Source organism: Candidatus Binatus sp., from assembly GCF_036567905.1.
In the GTDB taxonomy this organism is placed as follows: domain Bacteria; phylum Desulfobacterota; class Binatia; order Binatales; family Binataceae; genus Binatus.
The window spans coordinates 25,495-42,742 of record NZ_DATCTO010000035.1 but is presented as its reverse complement, the minus strand read 5'-3'; the positions used below and the strand labels follow the sequence as shown (position 1 = coordinate 42,742).

General features: G+C 61.3%; 16 protein-coding genes. 14 read left to right on the top strand and 2 right to left on the bottom strand.

All coding sequences use genetic code 11. The annotated features are described in order from the left end of the window. Positions 1 to 7 precede the first annotated feature (7 nt). From tatA to VIO10_RS05070, 14 genes are all read left to right on the top strand, one after another. Entirely contained in the window at positions 8 to 223 is a 216-nt protein-coding gene (tatA, locus tag VIO10_RS05135) for a twin-arginine translocase TatA/TatE family subunit (RefSeq protein WP_331960359.1), read from the top strand. 674 nt (positions 224 to 897) lie between these two features. Continuing rightward, a complete protein-coding gene (locus VIO10_RS05130) occupies positions 898 to 1,875 on the top strand; it encodes a DmsE family decaheme c-type cytochrome (RefSeq protein WP_331960356.1) in 978 nt (325 codons plus the stop codon). A gap of 71 nt (positions 1,876 to 1,946) precedes the next feature. Beyond that, on the top strand, positions 1,947 to 4,193 hold the full coding sequence (locus VIO10_RS05125; RefSeq protein ID WP_331960353.1) for an MtrB/PioB family outer membrane beta-barrel protein: 2,247 nt from the start codon (positions 1,947 to 1,949) through the stop codon (positions 4,191 to 4,193). 121 nt (positions 4,194 to 4,314) lie between these two features. Beyond that, positions 4,315 to 4,728, top strand: a complete 414-nt coding sequence (locus VIO10_RS05120; RefSeq protein WP_331960350.1) for a cytochrome c — start codon at positions 4,315 to 4,317, stop codon at positions 4,726 to 4,728. A 98-nt stretch (positions 4,729 to 4,826) separates the two neighbouring features. Beyond that, positions 4,827 to 5,240, top strand: coding sequence for a cytochrome c (locus VIO10_RS05115; protein WP_331960347.1), 414 nt, complete (start codon positions 4,827 to 4,829; stop codon positions 5,238 to 5,240). A gap of 369 nt (positions 5,241 to 5,609) precedes the next feature. Further along, positions 5,610 to 7,061, top strand: a complete 1,452-nt coding sequence (locus VIO10_RS05110) for a NapC/NirT family cytochrome c (RefSeq protein ID WP_331960344.1) — start codon at positions 5,610 to 5,612, stop codon at positions 7,059 to 7,061. A 27-nt stretch (positions 7,062 to 7,088) separates the two neighbouring features. After that, positions 7,089 to 8,462, top strand: coding sequence for a hypothetical protein (locus tag VIO10_RS05105; protein WP_331960341.1), 1,374 nt, complete (start codon positions 7,089 to 7,091; stop codon positions 8,460 to 8,462). Next, positions 8,455 to 9,285: a hypothetical protein gene (locus VIO10_RS05100; protein WP_331960338.1), complete on the top strand. Its 831-nt coding sequence runs from the start codon at positions 8,455 to 8,457 to the stop codon at positions 9,283 to 9,285. Before VIO10_RS05105 ends, VIO10_RS05100 begins: the two co-directional genes overlap by 8 nt. A 4-nt stretch (positions 9,286 to 9,289) precedes the next feature. Continuing rightward, a complete protein-coding gene (locus VIO10_RS05095) occupies positions 9,290 to 9,454 on the top strand; it encodes a hypothetical protein (protein WP_331960335.1) in 165 nt (54 codons plus the stop codon). After that, positions 9,439 to 10,197 (top strand): slipin family protein, encoded by a 759-nt coding sequence (locus VIO10_RS05090; protein WP_331960333.1) that lies wholly within the window; start codon positions 9,439 to 9,441, stop codon positions 10,195 to 10,197. The genes VIO10_RS05095 and VIO10_RS05090 overlap by 16 nt, the downstream gene beginning before the upstream one ends. Positions 10,198 to 10,590: 393 nt before the next feature. Beyond that, complete coding sequence (locus VIO10_RS05085) at positions 10,591 to 10,998, top strand: cytochrome c (RefSeq protein WP_331960330.1); 408 nt, start codon at positions 10,591 to 10,593, stop codon at positions 10,996 to 10,998. A 12-nt stretch (positions 10,999 to 11,010) separates the two neighbouring features. Further along, complete coding sequence (locus VIO10_RS05080; protein WP_331960327.1) at positions 11,011 to 11,547, top strand: ubiquinol-cytochrome c reductase iron-sulfur subunit; 537 nt, start codon at positions 11,011 to 11,013, stop codon at positions 11,545 to 11,547. After that, the gene (locus VIO10_RS05075; protein ID WP_331960324.1) at positions 11,513 to 13,285 is read left to right on the top strand and encodes a cytochrome b N-terminal domain-containing protein; all 1,773 of its coding nucleotides are present in this window, start codon (positions 11,513 to 11,515) and stop codon (positions 13,283 to 13,285) included. The genes VIO10_RS05080 and VIO10_RS05075 overlap by 35 nt, the downstream gene beginning before the upstream one ends. Before the next feature lie 179 nt (positions 13,286 to 13,464). Further along, positions 13,465 to 14,583, top strand: coding sequence for a TIGR04053 family radical SAM/SPASM domain-containing protein (locus VIO10_RS05070; RefSeq protein WP_331960321.1), 1,119 nt, complete (start codon positions 13,465 to 13,467; stop codon positions 14,581 to 14,583). 27 nt (positions 14,584 to 14,610) lie between these two features. Here the strand turns inward: VIO10_RS05070 and VIO10_RS05065 are convergent, their stop codons facing one another. Both VIO10_RS05065 and menB read right to left on the bottom strand, forming a co-directional pair. Continuing rightward, positions 14,611 to 16,389, bottom strand: coding sequence for an acyl-CoA dehydrogenase family protein (locus VIO10_RS05065; protein WP_331960318.1), 1,779 nt, complete (start codon positions 16,387 to 16,389; stop codon positions 14,611 to 14,613). 78 nt (positions 16,390 to 16,467) lie between these two features. Continuing rightward, on the bottom strand, positions 16,468 to 17,241 hold the full coding sequence (menB, locus tag VIO10_RS05060; protein ID WP_331960315.1) for a 1,4-dihydroxy-2-naphthoyl-CoA synthase: 774 nt from the start codon (positions 17,239 to 17,241) through the stop codon (positions 16,468 to 16,470). Positions 17,242 to 17,248: the final 7 nt, after the last annotated feature.

The following is a 17,248-nucleotide window of genomic DNA, read 5'->3' as shown; positions in this document are numbered from 1 at the left end:
GAAAAATATGGATCTGTTTGCGCCAACTCACCTGCTGATCATTTTGCTGATCATTTTGGTCATCTTCGGGCCCAGCAAGCTCGGCGATGTCGGCGGCGCGATGGGCAAAGCGATTCGCGATTTCAAGCGCGCGATGAACGAGCCCGACGATGCGGCCAAGACGGTAGCCAAGCCCGACGAGGCGAAGGCCGCAGAGGCCATAAAGCCCGACAAGATTTCCTGACCCGCCCGCGTCACTGACTTTTCCGATCATTCACTCAATCCGCCTGCATTAACGCGCGCTCGGAACGCGCGTCATCGATCCTTTCGATCCGCCAGCAGCATCGGCACGGTCTGATTCGATGCGCCTTGTGCCGAAATCAACACGATTCGGCCGCGCCGCACTCGCTGGTGCGGCAGGCTGCGCGAGCGCGCGATAGAACCCAATTTTGTTCGCGCGCGTCCACAGTGATCGCCACTGCCGTATTAGGTCTATACAGAGCCCACCGGGCCTTCCGGCGCCGCTGGAAAAGCTGTGGAAAAAACAGCCTGGGAATCTTGCATAAGGAAAGCTGTCTGGAGTACAGAGAGAAATTGAGGATGGTTTGCGAACGGTATAATTTTTGCTTACTTGGCAAGCTGAGGTTTTTAGGAACATTAATGAGAGGGTGTTTTCCTTAAGGTCCATAAGGCCGCCGCCGAAGGGCCCAGAACCATGATGGTTCTTTTGGAGACGATGATATCGCCTTTTGGATGCAGTTGCCCCTCTTTTGGGGCACCTCGTCGTTGCGAGGAGCATGTGTAACCGCCGGCGGTAAGCCGCTAGACGGGCGCGTTTGCCGACGGCAGGCGCCCGAAATGGGAGACGGCAAGATGGAGGGGGAACGCAGCTCGCGAAAGTTTTGGGCAGGTCTTTTGGTGGCACTGGTCGCCTTTGGGGTCGCCTCCCTGATTTCATCGCCCCCCGCAATCGGCGCGGAAGGCACCCTGCTTTCCCAAACCGCGGGATCGGGCACCAACCTGCCGCCCGGCTACGTCCATAATAACACCTGCGTCAGTTGCCATGATGTACAGGTCAAGTCCTTCCGCAAGACCATGATGGGCCACATTATGATGGGCCGGCCGCGCGACGAGCAGGAAGGGCTTGCGTGCCAGGCCTGCCATGGTCCCGGCCGCGAGCACTTACGCCATCCGAGCAAGCCGTCGCGGGGATTCGTGAGTTTTCGTGAGACTTCCTTCACCGACATCAAGATTGAGAACGACCGGTGCCTCGCATGCCATCAAAACGGCGAGCGCGGGTTCTGGCAGGCCAGCACTCACGCCACACGCGGCATTCGATGCGTGGATTGCCACGCCGTGATGTGTCCGGTGACGGCGAGCGCGCTGCCGCAGCCGCAACTGAAGAAGTCACCGCTTGGCACGGAATTCGTCAATCCGTTCGTCGTGACGCGCCCCGAAACCCAGGTTTGCCTGCGCTGCCATCTCGACAAAAAGATGGAAATCAATTTGCCGTCGCACATGCCGCTGCGCGAGGGGTTGATGACCTGCACCGACTGCCACAACCCGCACGGCGGACCGTATCAGAAGCAATTGCGGGCGGCGATGGTCAATGAGGTCTGCTACCGCTGTCATGCCGAAAAGCGCGGACCGTTCCTGTGGATGCACGCGCCGGTGGCGATGAACTGCACCAATTGTCACACGCCGCACGGCAGCGTCAACCAGCACATGCTGGTGATCAACATGCCGGTGCTCTGCCAGCGCTGCCACATCGGCACCCATCATCCGAGTTCGCCCCATGCGCGGGGACAGATTTACGTGATCAACCAGCAATGCGCCAATTGCCATTCACAGATACACGGCTCGAACTCGCCGGGCGGGAGATATTTTACGCGCTGAAGCGGGAGGCAGAGGAAAGCACGGCATCGCTGGGCCGCACTGCGCTTTGCAGCCGGCCCGGGAGGAAAGTCATGAACCTGAAGCGGTTGTTAGCCGGATGTGGAACGATGGCGCTTGTGTTGTCGGTGGTCTCGCCGGCATTGGCACAGGTCGATCTCGGGCAATTCACGGCGGATGGTTCGGTCGAGGCGGGCGCCATTCCCCAGCCCGTCCCCTATAACGACGTGGCGAAGTATCAGGAGTATCGCGATCTGGCGCAGCAGTTCATCGTCCCGAAACTCCAGTTGATCCTGGGCGACAAGGCGGAGAACTACTACGTCCAGTTCGACGCGGTCGACGTTGCACAAAAGAACCAGATGTATTCGCTGCGCTTCGGCGAGTACGGTCTGCTCGATGTTCAGGCAAAATTCATCGAGATCCCGCACTACTTCAGCGACCACGTCGCGAGCACGCCGTACGACGAAAGTGGCGGCAATTTCAGTCTATCCTCGAAGCCCACCGCTACCGGCGCCGCCCTCCAGTCCTGGCTGGGAGAGAACAGCAAACCGTTCGACATGAGCCTGCTCGAAGGTGTCGCGGACATCAACGTGCGCTATACGCCGACGCCGTCGCTGAGCTTCAGTGCGAACATGGATTTGCAGAACCCCACCGGCCAACAGCCTTTCGGCGGCAGCTTTCTGTTTGGCGCCAACCCGGGAACTTTCAAAGTAAACGAACTCTGGGTGCCGACGCAGTACTACACCTATAACTTCGGCACCGGCATGGAATACTCGAAAAACGGATGGCTGATCGGTTTCCAGTACCAGGGTTCCTTCTTCGTTGACGACTACTCCACCCTGACTTGGGATAACCCCGCTACTGCCGGAGTAGGCAGCGCATGCACGGATTCGGCAACTTTCACCTCCACCGGGATGACGGGTCCCTGCCAGGGACGGGCAGCCATGTACCCGAACAACCAAGCTCACAACTTCATCGTGAACGGAGCAGGTCAGCTTCCATTCAACACGCACGTGATGGGCAGCCTCGAGTACGGATTCTGGCTCCAGAACGCTCCCTTCATTCCGCTTACGAGCAACAGCACGATGCGGCAGTCATTAGGTTCGGTCGGAGCGCCCAACAGCCTCGGCGGCGACGTGCGTCCTTTCTTCGCCAACTTCACGATCGACAGCAATCCGATCGAGCCGCTGGATCTGAAGGCGACCTATTCCTATTTCGATTACGACAACCAGACGCCGGCGATCACCTTCACCGGCGTTAAGTCGCTCAATGACGTGTCGGACCCGCAGACGCCTTTCACCGCTTATCCCTTTTCATTCTCGGAGCAGGACCTCAGCTTCGAGCCAACCTACCGCATAACTGATACTCTGGCCGCGCACTTTAATATCAAGTGGCAGACCAACCACAACGCCGGGCTGGAGGTGCTGCAGCAGGATCAGACCAGCTATGGACCCTCGCTCGATTGGAACCCATACCCGTGGCTGACTTTCCGGGCGGATTACCAGCACGCGCACCGCGACTCGCCGGGATACAACAACAACCGCACTTCCCTGGTCCAGGTGCTTGGCGGTGACCCGGGAGCGATCGAGGAGCTTCAGGACCTCCGGCGCTTCGACGAGGCCACGCTCGATGTGAACCAGACTTCGCTCTATGCCTCCGTGCAGCCGATCGAAACCCTCACGCTGTTCACCGCCTTCAGTTACGACGACGATAACTATCCCTCGACCGACTTCGGCCTGCAGCACACTTCAAGCTATTCACCGTCGGTGGGAGCCAGTTGGGATCCGCTTGCAGGCGTGCACCTTTTTAGCGACTACGCATGGCAGGCGTACGATTGGAACACACGGTCGCTTGACGAGAGCACAATCCCCGCGCCGAAGCCTCCGGCGGGGAAAACGCCGGCTTGGACCGCCATAGGCCGCAATCAGGGCAGCAATATTGATTTCGGCATGGACATCGCGATACCGCCCAATCGCATCCTGCCGCGGCCGTCGCACCTGAAACTGCAGTACACCTACACGGTTGGCAGCAACAGCACCCACCAGGCGGGGGATACCGCGGCGGCAACCTCGGCGATCGACTATCCCAGTGTCGGCAGCCAGTTTCAGGAGTTGATCGTTCAGTACGAGTACGAATTGCGCGACAACGTCGCGATCAACATCGGCTACTACTTCACCCACTACGGCGAAAACAATTTCATGGTGGACCAGATGGGGAACTACATGCCGCATGCAAGCGCAAACTCGACATTTCTCGGCAACACCGTCATGTCTCCCTACAACGCCAATGTCGGATTCATAACCCTGAAGTACAAATTTTAAGCCAAACCTATTGTCGTACGAACAGCGAAAGGCTGGGACAAACAACGAATAACCTATCTTCCGCCGCGGCCCGGCCCGCAAATCAAACGGCGGAAAAGCAATGGAAGGAAGGAGTGGAGCTATGACGGAGAGTTTGAAAACGAAGATTCGATCGAGGCTGTGGATATTAACCGCGTCGGTTATACCGGCAGTTGCCGCACTGGCGTTGATCTCGACCACCGCCCGCGCAGCCGATCTCACGGCCGCGGCCAGCAGTTTCTCGGATACGTGCGCTAAGTGTCACGGCCCGGAGGGCAAGGGCAATGGCCCCAAGGCGGCCGAACTGAAGGACAAGGACGGCAAGCCGGTCGCCATCGGAGATTTGTCCGACTGCGCCAAGATGAGCAAGATAACCGACGATGACATGTTCAAGGAGCTGAAAGAGGGCGGCGCGGCGGTGGGCAAGAGCAAGTTCATGACGCCCTATGGCGATGCGATGGAAGACGATGAGATCAAGGCGATGGTCGCGTACGTCAGAACCTTGTGCAAGAAGTAGCGGCGCGCGCCACGCTCTGCTGGCGATGAGCCGCTGAACGGGTGCTTTTGCCAACGGCAGGCACCCCAAATGGAAACGGCAAGGATGGAGGACAAGCCATGTCGAAGAGTTTGACAACTAAGATTCGATCGAGACTGTGGATATTGACCGCGTCGGCGATACCGGCGGTTGCAGCGCTGGCGTTGATCTCAACCACTGCCCGCGCAGCCGATCTGACGGCCGCAGCCAGCAGTTACAAGGATACGTGCGCTAAGTGTCACGGCCCGGAGGGCAAGGGCGACGGCCCCAAGGCGGCCGAACTGAAAGACAAGGACGGCAAGCTGGTCGCCAGCGGAGATTTGACCGATTGCGCCAAGATGGCCAAGGTTACTGACGACGACATGTTCAAGGAGCTGAAAGAGGGCGGCACGGCAGTCGGTAAGAGCAAGTTCATGACTCCCTATGGCGATGCGATGGAGGACGACGAGATCAAGGCAATGGTTGAGTACGTCAGAACCTTGTGCAAGAAGTAGCGACGCGCGCCAGACTTCAGAATGAGCCCCGTCGCGCGGGGTTGAAAGCGAGCAGACTTAGGCAGCGGCCGGCTTGCAGTTCGCCGGCCGCATCGTCCGGCAATTGTAGTCGCGCTCGCCCTGACCATCCAAAGCAGCCAAGTGATAGGTTTCGCACGGGTAACCGGCTGAACCTCACCACAGAGCGACCCAGGACAAGCGGGTCCGATCCCCGGGATCGGACCGCTTGCCGCTCGGAAACCGGGCGTCGCTTCCTTAGATTCCAGAAAGAAGCAACGCAGGTGGAATATGCAAACGAGCGGAGATGAGCCGGGCGCGCCGGAACCGGAGCGCCCGGAACGGCAAAATGGCGCCGCAGCCGAGCGCCTATTGCCAAGTTTGGCTCGCAATCGGCTGAGCATCGCTGGCCTGATCATCGCCATCATCGTTTTGGCGGACTTGCTGTCCCTGGTTGGCATGACGGTGTTGGGGGTGGAGTTGAACCCCTACGTCGGCATTTTTGCCTACCTGATCGGTCCGGCCATCATGATATTCGGCCTGTTGCTGATTCCGGTCGGAATGCTACTCGAACGGCGGCGGCGCCGGAAGTTTTTGCCGGGAGAGTTGCCGGCCTTTCCCAAGCTCGATCTCAACGAGCCTTCGATTCGGCGCGGCTTTTTCGCCGCGGCAGGCTTTTCGTTGTTTTTCGTGGTTCTCAGCATGGTGGCAAGCTACCAAGGCTACCAGTTCACGGACTCGGTGATGTTCTGCGGCCAGACCTGTCACGTGCCGATGAAGCCGGAATATACTGCCTACGAGGATTCGCCGCACGCGCGGGTCCCATGCGCGGGCTGCCATGTCGGACCCGGCGCCACTTGGTTTGTTCGCTCCAAGCTGTCGGGTGCCTATCAGGTCTATGCGGTAATGTTCAACAAGTACCCCAGACCGATTGAAACCCCGATCAAGGATTTGCGCCCGGTGCAGGCAGCCTGCGAGCAATGCCATTGGCCGCAGAAGTTCTACGGCGCGCAACTCAAGGTCTTCGCGCATTACGGCTACGACGAGAAGAACACGCCCACGCGCATCCAGATGCTGATCAAGACCGGAGGAGGATCTGCCGAGTTCGGCCGCGCCACCGGAATCCACTGGCACATGAACATCGCCAACCAAGTATGGTTCGCGGCTACTGACAAGCAGTCCCAGGTGATTCCCTGGGTAAAAGTAACGACCCCTGACGGAAGAACCACGGAATACCTGGCCAAGGGCAGTTCGCTGACCCCACAGCAGATCGCGGCGATGCCCACCCAGAGGATGGACTGCGTGAGCTGCCATGCCCGCCCCTCCCATAAGTTTCTTCCGCCCGATCAGGCGGTCGACGCGGCGTTCGAGGGCGGCCAGATCGACCCTACGCTTCCCTTCTTGAAGAGGCAGGCGGTCAAGGCCCTGGTCAAGCGGTACACCTCGCCGGAACAGGCGGCCGAGGGAATCGCAACCGCCCTCGACACCTTTTACCGCAATCGCTATGCCCCGATTTATGCCGCGAAGTGGCCGCAAATCCGGGCTGCCATCGCCGCCGTGCAGCAGATCTACAAAAAAAATATGTTTCCATTCATGCGGGTTGACTGGCGCACGCATCCCGATAACATCGGCCACCTTTATTACTCGGGATGCTTCCGCTGTCACGACGGGCAGCACGTCAGCGCCGATGGCCGGGTGATACCCCAGGCATGCGATTCCTGTCACACGGTCCTTGCAACTCCCACCAGTGTCGCCGAGTTCAAGCATCCGATCGATGTAGGCGACACCACCTGCAGCACCTGTCACACCGGAGGCGTGCTGTAGGCGAATCGGCGCGGGCGAGAGGGACAAATGGCGCACGGATCAAAACGGACGGTTAGCTCACGGCGGATGGTTAGCGGCTTCGGGCGCACCACGTGCGCTATTGCGGCATTGCTGCTGTCCGCGGTTGCGATGGCGCAGGCCGCTCCGACGAAGGCCGCTGCCACGACGAAGGACGCTGCCGCGACGAAGGCCGCTGCCACGACGAAGGATACTGCCGCGACAAAGGACGCTGCCGCGACGAAGGCCGCTTCCACGACCAAGGCGCTCAGCGATAAGGATTGCCTGGGCTGCCATAATCTGAAGGCCAGCGCCAAGTTGCAGGCGCGGGCGGTTAGCGTGTACGTCAATGCGGAGATATACCAGCCCTCGGTCCATTCGACGGTGGGTTGTGTCGCCTGCCATTCTGACATCCATGCCTTTCCACATCCCGATTCGGTCAAGCCGGTTTCATGCGCCGGCTGCCACCCGAGCCAAACTTCGGCCTATGCGGGCAGCGTTCACGCAATCGCCAAGCGGGAGACGAAGCAGCGCTTTCCGGCCTGCCTCGATTGTCACGGAAACCCCCACGGCATACTCGCTAAGACTGACCCGAAGTCGCGAGTCTACCCGCTTAACCTGCCGCGCACCTGCGGCACATGCCACGGTAACCCCGAGCTTGCCAAGAAATATGGCTTTCCGGACGTGTACGCGCTTTACATGGATTCGATTCACGGCTTCGCCCTGACCAGCGACGGACTCCTGGTGGCCGCCACCTGCGCCAGTTGCCATGGGGCGCACGATATTCTCAGCAGAAAGAACCCAAAGAGCCGGACCTTCCCTAAAAATGTGCCTGCCACCTGTGGCGCGTGCCATGCCGGCGTCCAAGTCGAATACCTTGCCGGAGCGCACGGCATGGCGATGGTCGCCGGACGCGCGAATGCTCCGGTATGCACGAATTGCCATACGGCGCATCAGATTGCCCAGGTGGACGTTAAGACCTGGCAACTCAAAACCGTCGCCACCTGTGGCAACTGTCACAAGACGAGGTTGCAAAGCTACCGCGATACTTTCCACGGCCAGGTGACGGAGCTCGGCTTCGTCGCCACGGCACGGTGCTGGAGTTGCCATGGCAATCACTTAATTCTTCGGGCCTCCAATCCCAAGTCCAAGGTGGCGCCGGCCAACCTCCCGGCCACCTGCGGCAAGTGCCACCACGGCGCAGCGGCGAGCTTTGTCAGCTACGAGCCACATCCCAATCCGCACGACCGGAAGCAGAACCCGGGTTTATATTACGCGGCCCTCTTCATGAACTTACTGCTTTTGGTGGTTTTCGTCTTCTTCGGCCTGCACACGGCGCTATGGCTTGCGCGGTCGTCGGTTGGCGGGTCGCGGGGGAATGACAATGGAGTGAGCGGTGAATAGTAACGATTCAGACCGCTATTATTTTCGTTTCTCGCTGGGGCAGCGCTACCTGCACGGCTTGGTGATCATAACCTTTCTGGGCCTTGCCGCCACCGGAATGACCCTGCGGTTCAGTGAGCGGGGTTGGGCAAAGTGGCTGGCGCAAGCCGCTGGCGGATTCACCGCGGTCCTATCTCTGCATAAGCTCTGTGCGGTGCTCATAACAGCCGGCTTCCTCTACCATATTGGAGATATCCTCTTCAGGGCGGTGATAAAGAAGGATCGGGGCCTTTTTTGGGGGCCATACTCGATGACTCCGCAGCCCAAGGACGCCGCTGACCTTCTTGAGATGTTGCGCTGGTTTCTTTGGATGGGTCCGCGGCCCAAATTCGACCACTTTGCCTACTGGGAGAAGTTCGACTATTGGGCGGTGTTCTGGGGAATGGCGATTATCGGCGTCACCGGCTACATGATGTGGTTCGGACCTTTCTTCGCCCGCTTCGTGCCCGGCTACATGCTCAATATCGCGCTCCTGATTCACGGTGAGGAAGCTCTGCTCGCCGTCTGGTTCATCTTCGTCGTCCACTTTTTTAATTCCCACCTGCGCCCTGAGGAATTTCCGCTCGACTCGGTGATATTTACCGGCCGCGTGACCGCTGGGGAATACCAGCACGAACGCCCCCTGGATTATTCGCGGCTTGGCGAGTCCGGCGCCCTCGAAGCGATGCGCGCCGACCCGCCTCCCCTTTGGCTCAACAATTTCGCCCGCTTGATCGCGGTTATTTCGGTCGGAATCGGCTTTTCCCTGCTGGTGCTTACCCTGATCGCCTTTTGGACCGAGTAGGCCGATGACCAAGGTTTACAACATTTCTGTCACGGCGCGCGCAGGCTTGTTTTTGCGGCCTGCTCGCCGTATGTTGGCGCGGATTAAATTCCAGCAACCTATTGAACTGGAGCACCAGATCATGAACGCCGCTATCGCACAAGGAGAATCGCAATGGTATCCGGTGTAATCGCCCTCATCGTCGTAATCTTTATTCTGAGCGGCGTCAAAATCCTTAATGAATACCAACGCGCCGTGGTCTTCCGCCTCGGGCGGCTCATGCGCTACCGCGGCCCGGGTATAATTTACGTGATCCCCTTGATTGAGCGGATGGTCCGGATCGATCTGCGTACGGTCGTGCTCGACGTCCCGCCGCAGGACGTTATCACCAAGGACAACGTGACCGTCAAGGTCAGCGCGGTGCTCTACTTCCGAGTGAGCGATCCGTCGCGTGCGGTCACCGAGGTGGCAAATTACCTCTTCGCCACCATGCAGCTCGCGCAGACCACCCTGCGCTCCGTGGGCGGACAGACCGAACTCGACGAACTCTTAAGCCAGCGCGACAAAGTCAACGCGCGCATCCAGTCGATCATCGATGCCCACACTGAGCCATGGGGAATCAAGGTCATACTGGTCGAGCTGAAGAACATCGACCTGCCGCAGGACATGCAGCGCGCGATCGCCGCCCAGGCCGAGGCCGAGCGCGAACGGCGCGCCAAGGTTATCGCGGCCGAGGGCGAATTTCAGGCCGCGAAGCGCCTGTCCGAGGCGGCGGAAATCATGAGCAAAAGCCCAATCACGCTCCAGCTTCGCTACCTGCAGACGCTGGCCGAGATCGCCACCGAGCACAATTCAACCACGATTTTTCCGCTCCCAATCGATCTGCTCGAGCCCTTTCGCAAGCTGGCGGGCGGCGGCGACAAGCCGAAGTAAGCGGAGGTCACCGCGCCGCCGTGGGCAGGTGGCGCGCGGTGGCTGCGGCGTTGGTGCTGATTTCAACGGCTGCACGCAGCCGCGCGGCGGCCAAATGCCGCGCTCGCGTGGAGATTTTGGCAGGTGGCCCGGCAGCGTCAAGGACCACCGGAGGAAGTCGCGGGCCGGGGAAGCTCGATTACGGTTGACAAACACTTGGAATAAATGTTGATTGCTGATGCTTTAGAGTACGCGGATGAAGGGAGCCTAATGTACTGGGGGAACCGGAACATGCTATCCTCGATTCCCTAACCATAGCGTATCAACCGATTAAACTCGTGGATTTTCGTCGCGATGCTTGATCGCGACGCGAAACGTTCTAAATAAAAGAAGGAGTAGAGAAGTAGAATGGTCATGTCAGAAAGTTCACCGGCCAAAATTCGATCGAAGGGCTGGAGCTGGATGCCCTTGGCGGCGGCAGTAGCGATGATTTTAGCACCGGCGTTGACCTCAACCCCGGCCCGCGCCGCTGAAGTCGATATGAAGGCCGCGGCCAGTAATTTTTCGGATTCGTGCGCAGACTGCCATGGTGAGTCGGGTAAAGGCGACGGTAAAAAGGCCGCCGAACTGAAGAACAAGCCCGCCGACTATACCAATTGCGCAGTGATGACCAAGCTCAGCGACGATTATCTTTTCAACGTCATCAAAAACGGCGGCAAGTCGGTCGGCAAGAGCAAGGACATGGCCGACTTCGGCAAGGCCTACGACGACGACGAGATTCGCGGGCTGGTCGCTTACGTCCGCACCTTCTGCAAAAAGTGAGCGCGGCGAGCCGTGCCCGACGGTAATCGCGCACAATTTGCAGTCTCGGAAGCTGGCGAAGTTATCGAGAACGAACCGCGACGACGGTTCCTGACGCGTCTGTTCTGGGGCGCGATGGGAATTGTCAGCGCCGGTATCGCTGCGCCCATCGTTTCCTATCTGATCGCCCCGCTGTTGCGGCCGAGCGAGAGCAAGGATTGGGTGCGCTTGGGAAAGGTCGACGACCTTCCGCTCAACCTTCCCCAACGGATCGAGGTCGCACGGCGCGTGTCCGAGGGATGGGTGACGGAGGATTCGGCGGTCACCGCCTGGGTGGTGCGGGTGCCGGACAAAATCTACGTTTTTGATCCGCATTGCACGCACTTGGGATGCGCTTACCGATGGGTGGAGGAGTCCAAGCAGTTCTTCTGTCCCTGCCATGCCGGCGTATTTAGCCTGACTGGGAAGGTGGTCAGCGGCCCTCCCCCGCGTCCGCTGGACATTTACGCGTATGAGGTCCGCGAGGGCGCCCTTTATGTGGTCCCGACTCCAACTAAGCAAGTGGTTTGACGAGCGCCTCAGCACGCGGGCGATCCGCGTGGCGCTCTTCGATCGCAACATTCCCAAGAGCAGCCCGCTGGTCGAGTGGATCTACACGCTCGGCAGCGTGCTGCTGTTCTTTTTCATCCTTCAAGCAGTAACCGGGATGATGCTGGCGATGAACTACGTGGCCAGCCCCGATCACGCCTTCGACGCCGCGCGTTATATCTCGACGCGCGCTCCCTTCGGCCAGTTCATCCGCGGGCTTCATTCGTGGGGCGCAACCGCGATGGTGGTGGTGATCGGCGCCCACATGGTGACCACTTTTCTCTCGGGCAGTTACAAGTATCCGCGCGAGATGACCTGGGTTACCGGCGTCGTCCTGTTCCTGATCGTGATGCTGTTCGGATTCACCGGGTATCTGCTGCCTTGGAACCAGAAGGCGTACTGGGCGACCGTGGTCGGCACCAACATCGCGGGCTCGACCCCCTACATCGGGGATTACATCGTGCGCTTCTTCCGCGGCGGCAGCGAGGTCGGGCCGCAGACGTTGACGCGATTCTACGCAATGCACGTGCTGATGCTGCCCGCGGCCCTCCTCTCGCTGGTCGCGGTGCATCTGTTCATGGTCGTGCGCCAGGGCATCTCGGCGCCCCCCAAGCGCCATCCCGAATACGGCAGGCACGGTATCAACGCCCAGCTCGGCCTCGACCCCCAGCTTGGGACCGACCCCAAGCTCGGCATCGATCCCAAGCTCGGCCTCGACCCCCAGCTCAGTATCGACACCCAGCGCAGCCGGGCGGTCGACGAATATCATCACGAGAAAGAGGCGGGAGAGTCCTTCTATCCGTTTTATCTGGCCAAGGACGCCGTCGCCGTGCTGCTGGCGCTTGCGGTGGTGATGGTTTTGGTCTTTATGTATCCGGTCGAGATCGGCGAGATCGCCGACCCGGCCAGCACCAGCTACAACCCGCGCCCGGACTGGTACTTCCTGTTTTTGTTCCAGGCGCTCAAGTATTTTCCCGGCAGCATGGAAGCGGTCGCGGCAGTCATGCTGCCGGGGCTTGCGTTGACGATCCTCCTGGCGGTGCCGTTCTTCGATCGGCGGATGCGCCAGCATCCGCTGGATCGCCCGATCGCCACCGCCTTCGCGATCTCAGCGCTGGCCGGCGTGATTGCGTTGACCGTGATCGGCGCGGAGTCGCCGCTGCTCAATCCGTACGTGCCGGAGCGGCCGACCGTGGAGGAAGGTCACCGGCTCTTTCACACGCTGAATTGCGCATACTGCCACGCCGTCAATGGCCGCGGGAGCAAGATCGGGCCCGACCTGATGCTGGATCCCCTCAAGCACGACAAGGCTTGGATAGTCGTCCATCTCGAGCGGCCCGGCGAAGTGGTGCGGCCCGGCCACCGCACCGCAATGACGGGATTGTTGCCGGAGGAAAGCGCGGATCTGTTCGACTACATTGAGGAGTTGCAGGGCGGTGGCCCCTATAGCGAAAAGGCGTCCCGGTTGTTCTACCGAAATTGCGGCAAGTGCCACACGGTGGCAGGCCACGGCGGCGCCAAAGCTCCCGATCTGAGCGGGATTGGGCTGGTGCGGTCGGTTTCGTTCATCCACCGCTACATCGAGGATCCGAAGTCCCTGTATAGCAAGACCAAGATGCCGGGGTTCTTGCAACCGGAGGGCAAGCTGACGCACGTCGAAATCGAGGACATCGCGCGCTTTCTCGCGCATCAGCGCACACCGGCGCCTCCTAAAAACTGATCCGCGCGAACCCCGCCGCAAGGGGGGCCCGGACGGAGCACGATTAGTCGCGGGGAAAGAATCGTGAGGGTGCAAATCGAGCCCGCCGTTTGCGCCGCTCGGGGCGGGGGTGCCGGGTCAAAACCTGTTCCGCGCGAGCGGAAACACATATACTCAGAGCGATAGGTGAAGTATCCATGATGCCCTCGATCGACTTCGCGAAAGCGCCCTTTCTGGTTATCTGGGAAACGACTCAGGCCTGCGACCTCGCCTGCAGCCATTGCCGCGCCTCGGCTCAACCGTTGCGCCATTGCGACGAACTGACCACCGCGCAAGGCTTCGCGCTGCTTGCCGAGACCGCTGCGATGGGCACTCCGGTGTTCATCCTAAGCGGTGGCGACCCGCTCAAACGTCCCGACCTGTTGGACCTCGTGCGCGAGGGCAAGCGGCTCGGTCTGCGCATGGGAACCATTCCCGCGGCAACTCCAACACTTACTTCGGCGGTGGTGCGCCAGTTGAAGGAGGCGGGCCTGGACCAGATGGCGCTGAGCCTCGATTATCCGCGCGCTGACCTTCACGACGGTTTCCGCGGAGTGCCAGGGGCCTTCAACCGGACAATGGCGGCGGTCGAATGGGCGCACCAATGTGCTCTGCCGCTACAGATCAACACGACGCTGTGGGCTGGTTCAGCGCCGTTTCTGTCCGAGATGGCTGAGCTGGTCGAACGTCTTGGAGCGGTCTTCTGGGAGGTGTTCTTCCTGGTCCCGATGGGACGCGGCGAGGAGCTGGACGGCGTCGCGGCAAGCCAGTGTGAGGAACTCTTCGCGATCTTATACGCGGTTCAGAAAAAGTCGCACTTCATCGTGAAGGTGACCGAGGCGCCCCACTACCGCCGCTATGTCGCACAACACGAAGGGGATAGCAGCGGCAAGCAGCACCAGGGCCACCCTGGCTCGGTGGCGATGCCCGACATGCTTCGGCGCTCGGAAGGGCCGGGGCACACTGTTGGGCTTGCGCCTCACGGCGTCAACGCTGGCAAGGGCTTTGTCTTCGTGTCCCACACCGGTGAGGTCTATCCGAGCGGATTCCTGCCGGTGTCTGCCGGAAACGTGCGATCGCAAAGCTTGGCCGGGATTTATCGCGACTCAGAGCTCTTCCGCACGCTGCGTGACCCAGCCGCGCTGCGCGGCAGGTGCGGGCGGTGCGAGTATAGCGCCTTCTGCGGCGGCTCGCGCTCGCGTGCCTATGCGCTGACCGGCGACTTTCTCGCGACTGACCCGTGGTGCAATTATCAACCTGCCCGCCGGGCCACCGCTTAGCAAAGCCCTGCGGCTGGCGTCATCGCGCTAGCCCCTGCGAAGCGCCACCGCGGCGCGGGCCGGCTCGATCGCGCCGTAGCATACGATCGGATCGAACAGATCGAGTACGGTGCGATCGTCGGACAGCAGGCCGCGCATCGGATGGCGCCCGAGATGCGCCTCAGCGAACAGATGGGCGATTACCGCCTTGCGCGCGCTGCCGGAAGTGCTGAGCTCGTAGGCGGCTTCCTCGAGCAGCAAGGCGGTGGAGGCGACGTCGGCGAGATAGTTGCCGAACACGCGCGCGCGCAATTGCGCGACCTCGCGATCGAGACGCGAGAGATGCGCGAGCGCCTCACGCACTTCGCCGAGTGCGCCAACCACCGTCTCACGCGTGGCGGCAAGCAGGGCGCCTGCGGTCTCGGCGCGTTCGCCGAGCGCGCCGAACGCGGCCTGCATCACCTGCTCGCTGCGCAGCGCGCGCAGGATGTCGAGGCAGATGATGTTCTCGGTGCCTTCCCAGATGGTGTTGCTCTGCGCGTCGCGCAACTGGCGCGCGAGCGGCCAGTTCTCGACATAGCCGTTGCCGCCATGGACTTCGACGGCCTGCGAGGCGAACTCGATCCCGCGCCGGCTGGCGCGCAACTTCGCCACCGGCACGAGCAGGCGCGCCAGCGCGCTATCGTCCGAGGTGGAGGCGAAGACCAGCGCTGCGGCGGCCTCCAGCTCGACCATCATGCCCACCAGCATCTCGCGCATCATCGGGAGATCGCGCAGCGCGCGGCCGAACGCGCTGCGATGCCACGAGAAGATCGCAGACTCGAGGAACGAGCGGCGCATGATGCCAAGGCCCATCACGGCGATGCCGCGTCGCGAGTCGTTGACCATTTCCATCATGCGGTTGATCCCCTGGCCGTCGCTCGCCGTGCCGCCGCTGCCGGCGAGCAGAGACGCTTCGGCGTCGATGAAGTCGACTTCGGCGGTGGGCACCGCGCGGGTGCCGAGCTTGTCCTTGAGGCGGCGAATGGAGATGCCGTTGCGGGAGCCATCGCGGCGCAAGCGCGACACCAGAAACAGCGCGACGCCGCGCAGTCCGTCGGCGCCGCCTTCGGGTCGGGCGAGCGTCGCGATCGCGCTGGCATCGACATTTGAGCAGAACCACTTGGAGCCGTTCAGGATCCATCGATCGCCGTCGCGGCGCGCAGTGGTGGTGAGCGTGGCGAGGTCGGAGCCGCCGGTTTTCTCGGTCATGAACATCGCGCCGTCCCACGCGTCATCGAAGTGCTCAGCGGTGAGATGCGGCATGAACTCGCGCTGCACCTCCGTCGGCGCGAAGCGGCGCACCAGGCCGATCACCCCGCTGGTCATGCCGACCGAACAGAGCATCCCAATCTCGGCCTGCGACAGCATGTAGTTGAGCGCGGTCGGGATCACCTCGGGCAGATGACGGCCGCGGCGGCGCGCTTCAGTGTACAGCCGTGGGCCGCTTACGCCGGCTTCCCAGAGGTCGCGCTTGGTGGCGAGCGCGCCGGGATGGTGGCGCACTTCGTCGAGCGGATCGCCCCAGCGGTCGAACTTGACGAGTTCGGGTGAATGCTTGTCGGTGACCTCAGCGCGCGCGGCGACCGGACCGCCGCACAGCGCCCCGACCTTGCGCAGCTCAGGCTCGAGCCAGTCGAAATCGGCGGGCTCGAGCAACCGGCGCATCTGAAGCTGCAGGTTGGGATCGATATCGTACCAGTTAAGTCCGATTGCGCTCTCGAATTGGGCGTAGTCGATCATGGCCGGGGTCTCCCACTGCGGCAAGGCGCCCGAAATTCGAAGCATGGCGGCGCCGCGCTCGATTCAAAAGCTACTCGCGCGCGTCAAAGCTGTCCATCAAAGCGCCGGATTCTCCGCGCGCGGCTACTTTTGGAACTTGCGGAAGTCCGGCGCGCGCCGCTCCATGAATGCGTTGCGTCCTTCCATGGATTCTTCGGTGCGGTAGTAGAGTCCCAGCGAGATTCCGCCCATCGCTCCGATGCCTTTGATGTGGTCGGTTTCGGCGTTGAAGGAGGCCTTGGCGATCCTGATCGCGGTCGGGCTCAAGGCCAGGATCTCGCGCCCCCAGGCGCGCGCCTCGTCCATCAACTGCGCGGCGGGCACCACCTTGTTTACCAGGCCCATCTCCAGAGCTTCCTGCGCCGAATACTGGCGGCACAGGAACCAAATCTCACGCGCCTTTTTCTCGCCGACCAGGCGCGTCAGGTAGGCGGTGCCGAACCCGGGATCGACGCTGCCAACCCGCGGACCGACCTGGCCGAAGCGGGCGGTATCGGCCGCGATAGAAAGGTCGCAGATTATATGGAGGACGTGTCCGCCGCCGATTGCGTAGCCGTTGACCGCGGCGATAACCACCTTTGGAATGTCGCGGATGACTTCGTGCAGCGCTTCGACGTTCATCCCGCCGCGATAGCCTCCGCCGCTGCGCGCGGCTTGGTCACCGCCCGAGCTGAAGGCGCGGTCGCCGGCGCCGGTCAGAATCACCACCCCGATCGAATGGTCTCGCCAGGCGTCCCTGAAGGCCTCCACCATCTCGTCCACGGTCTGACCGCGAAACGCGTTGCGGACCTCCGGACGATTCATTGTGACGGTGGCGATCCCGTCTTGCTTCTCGTAGATGATGTCCTCAAATGCCATCTGCGTC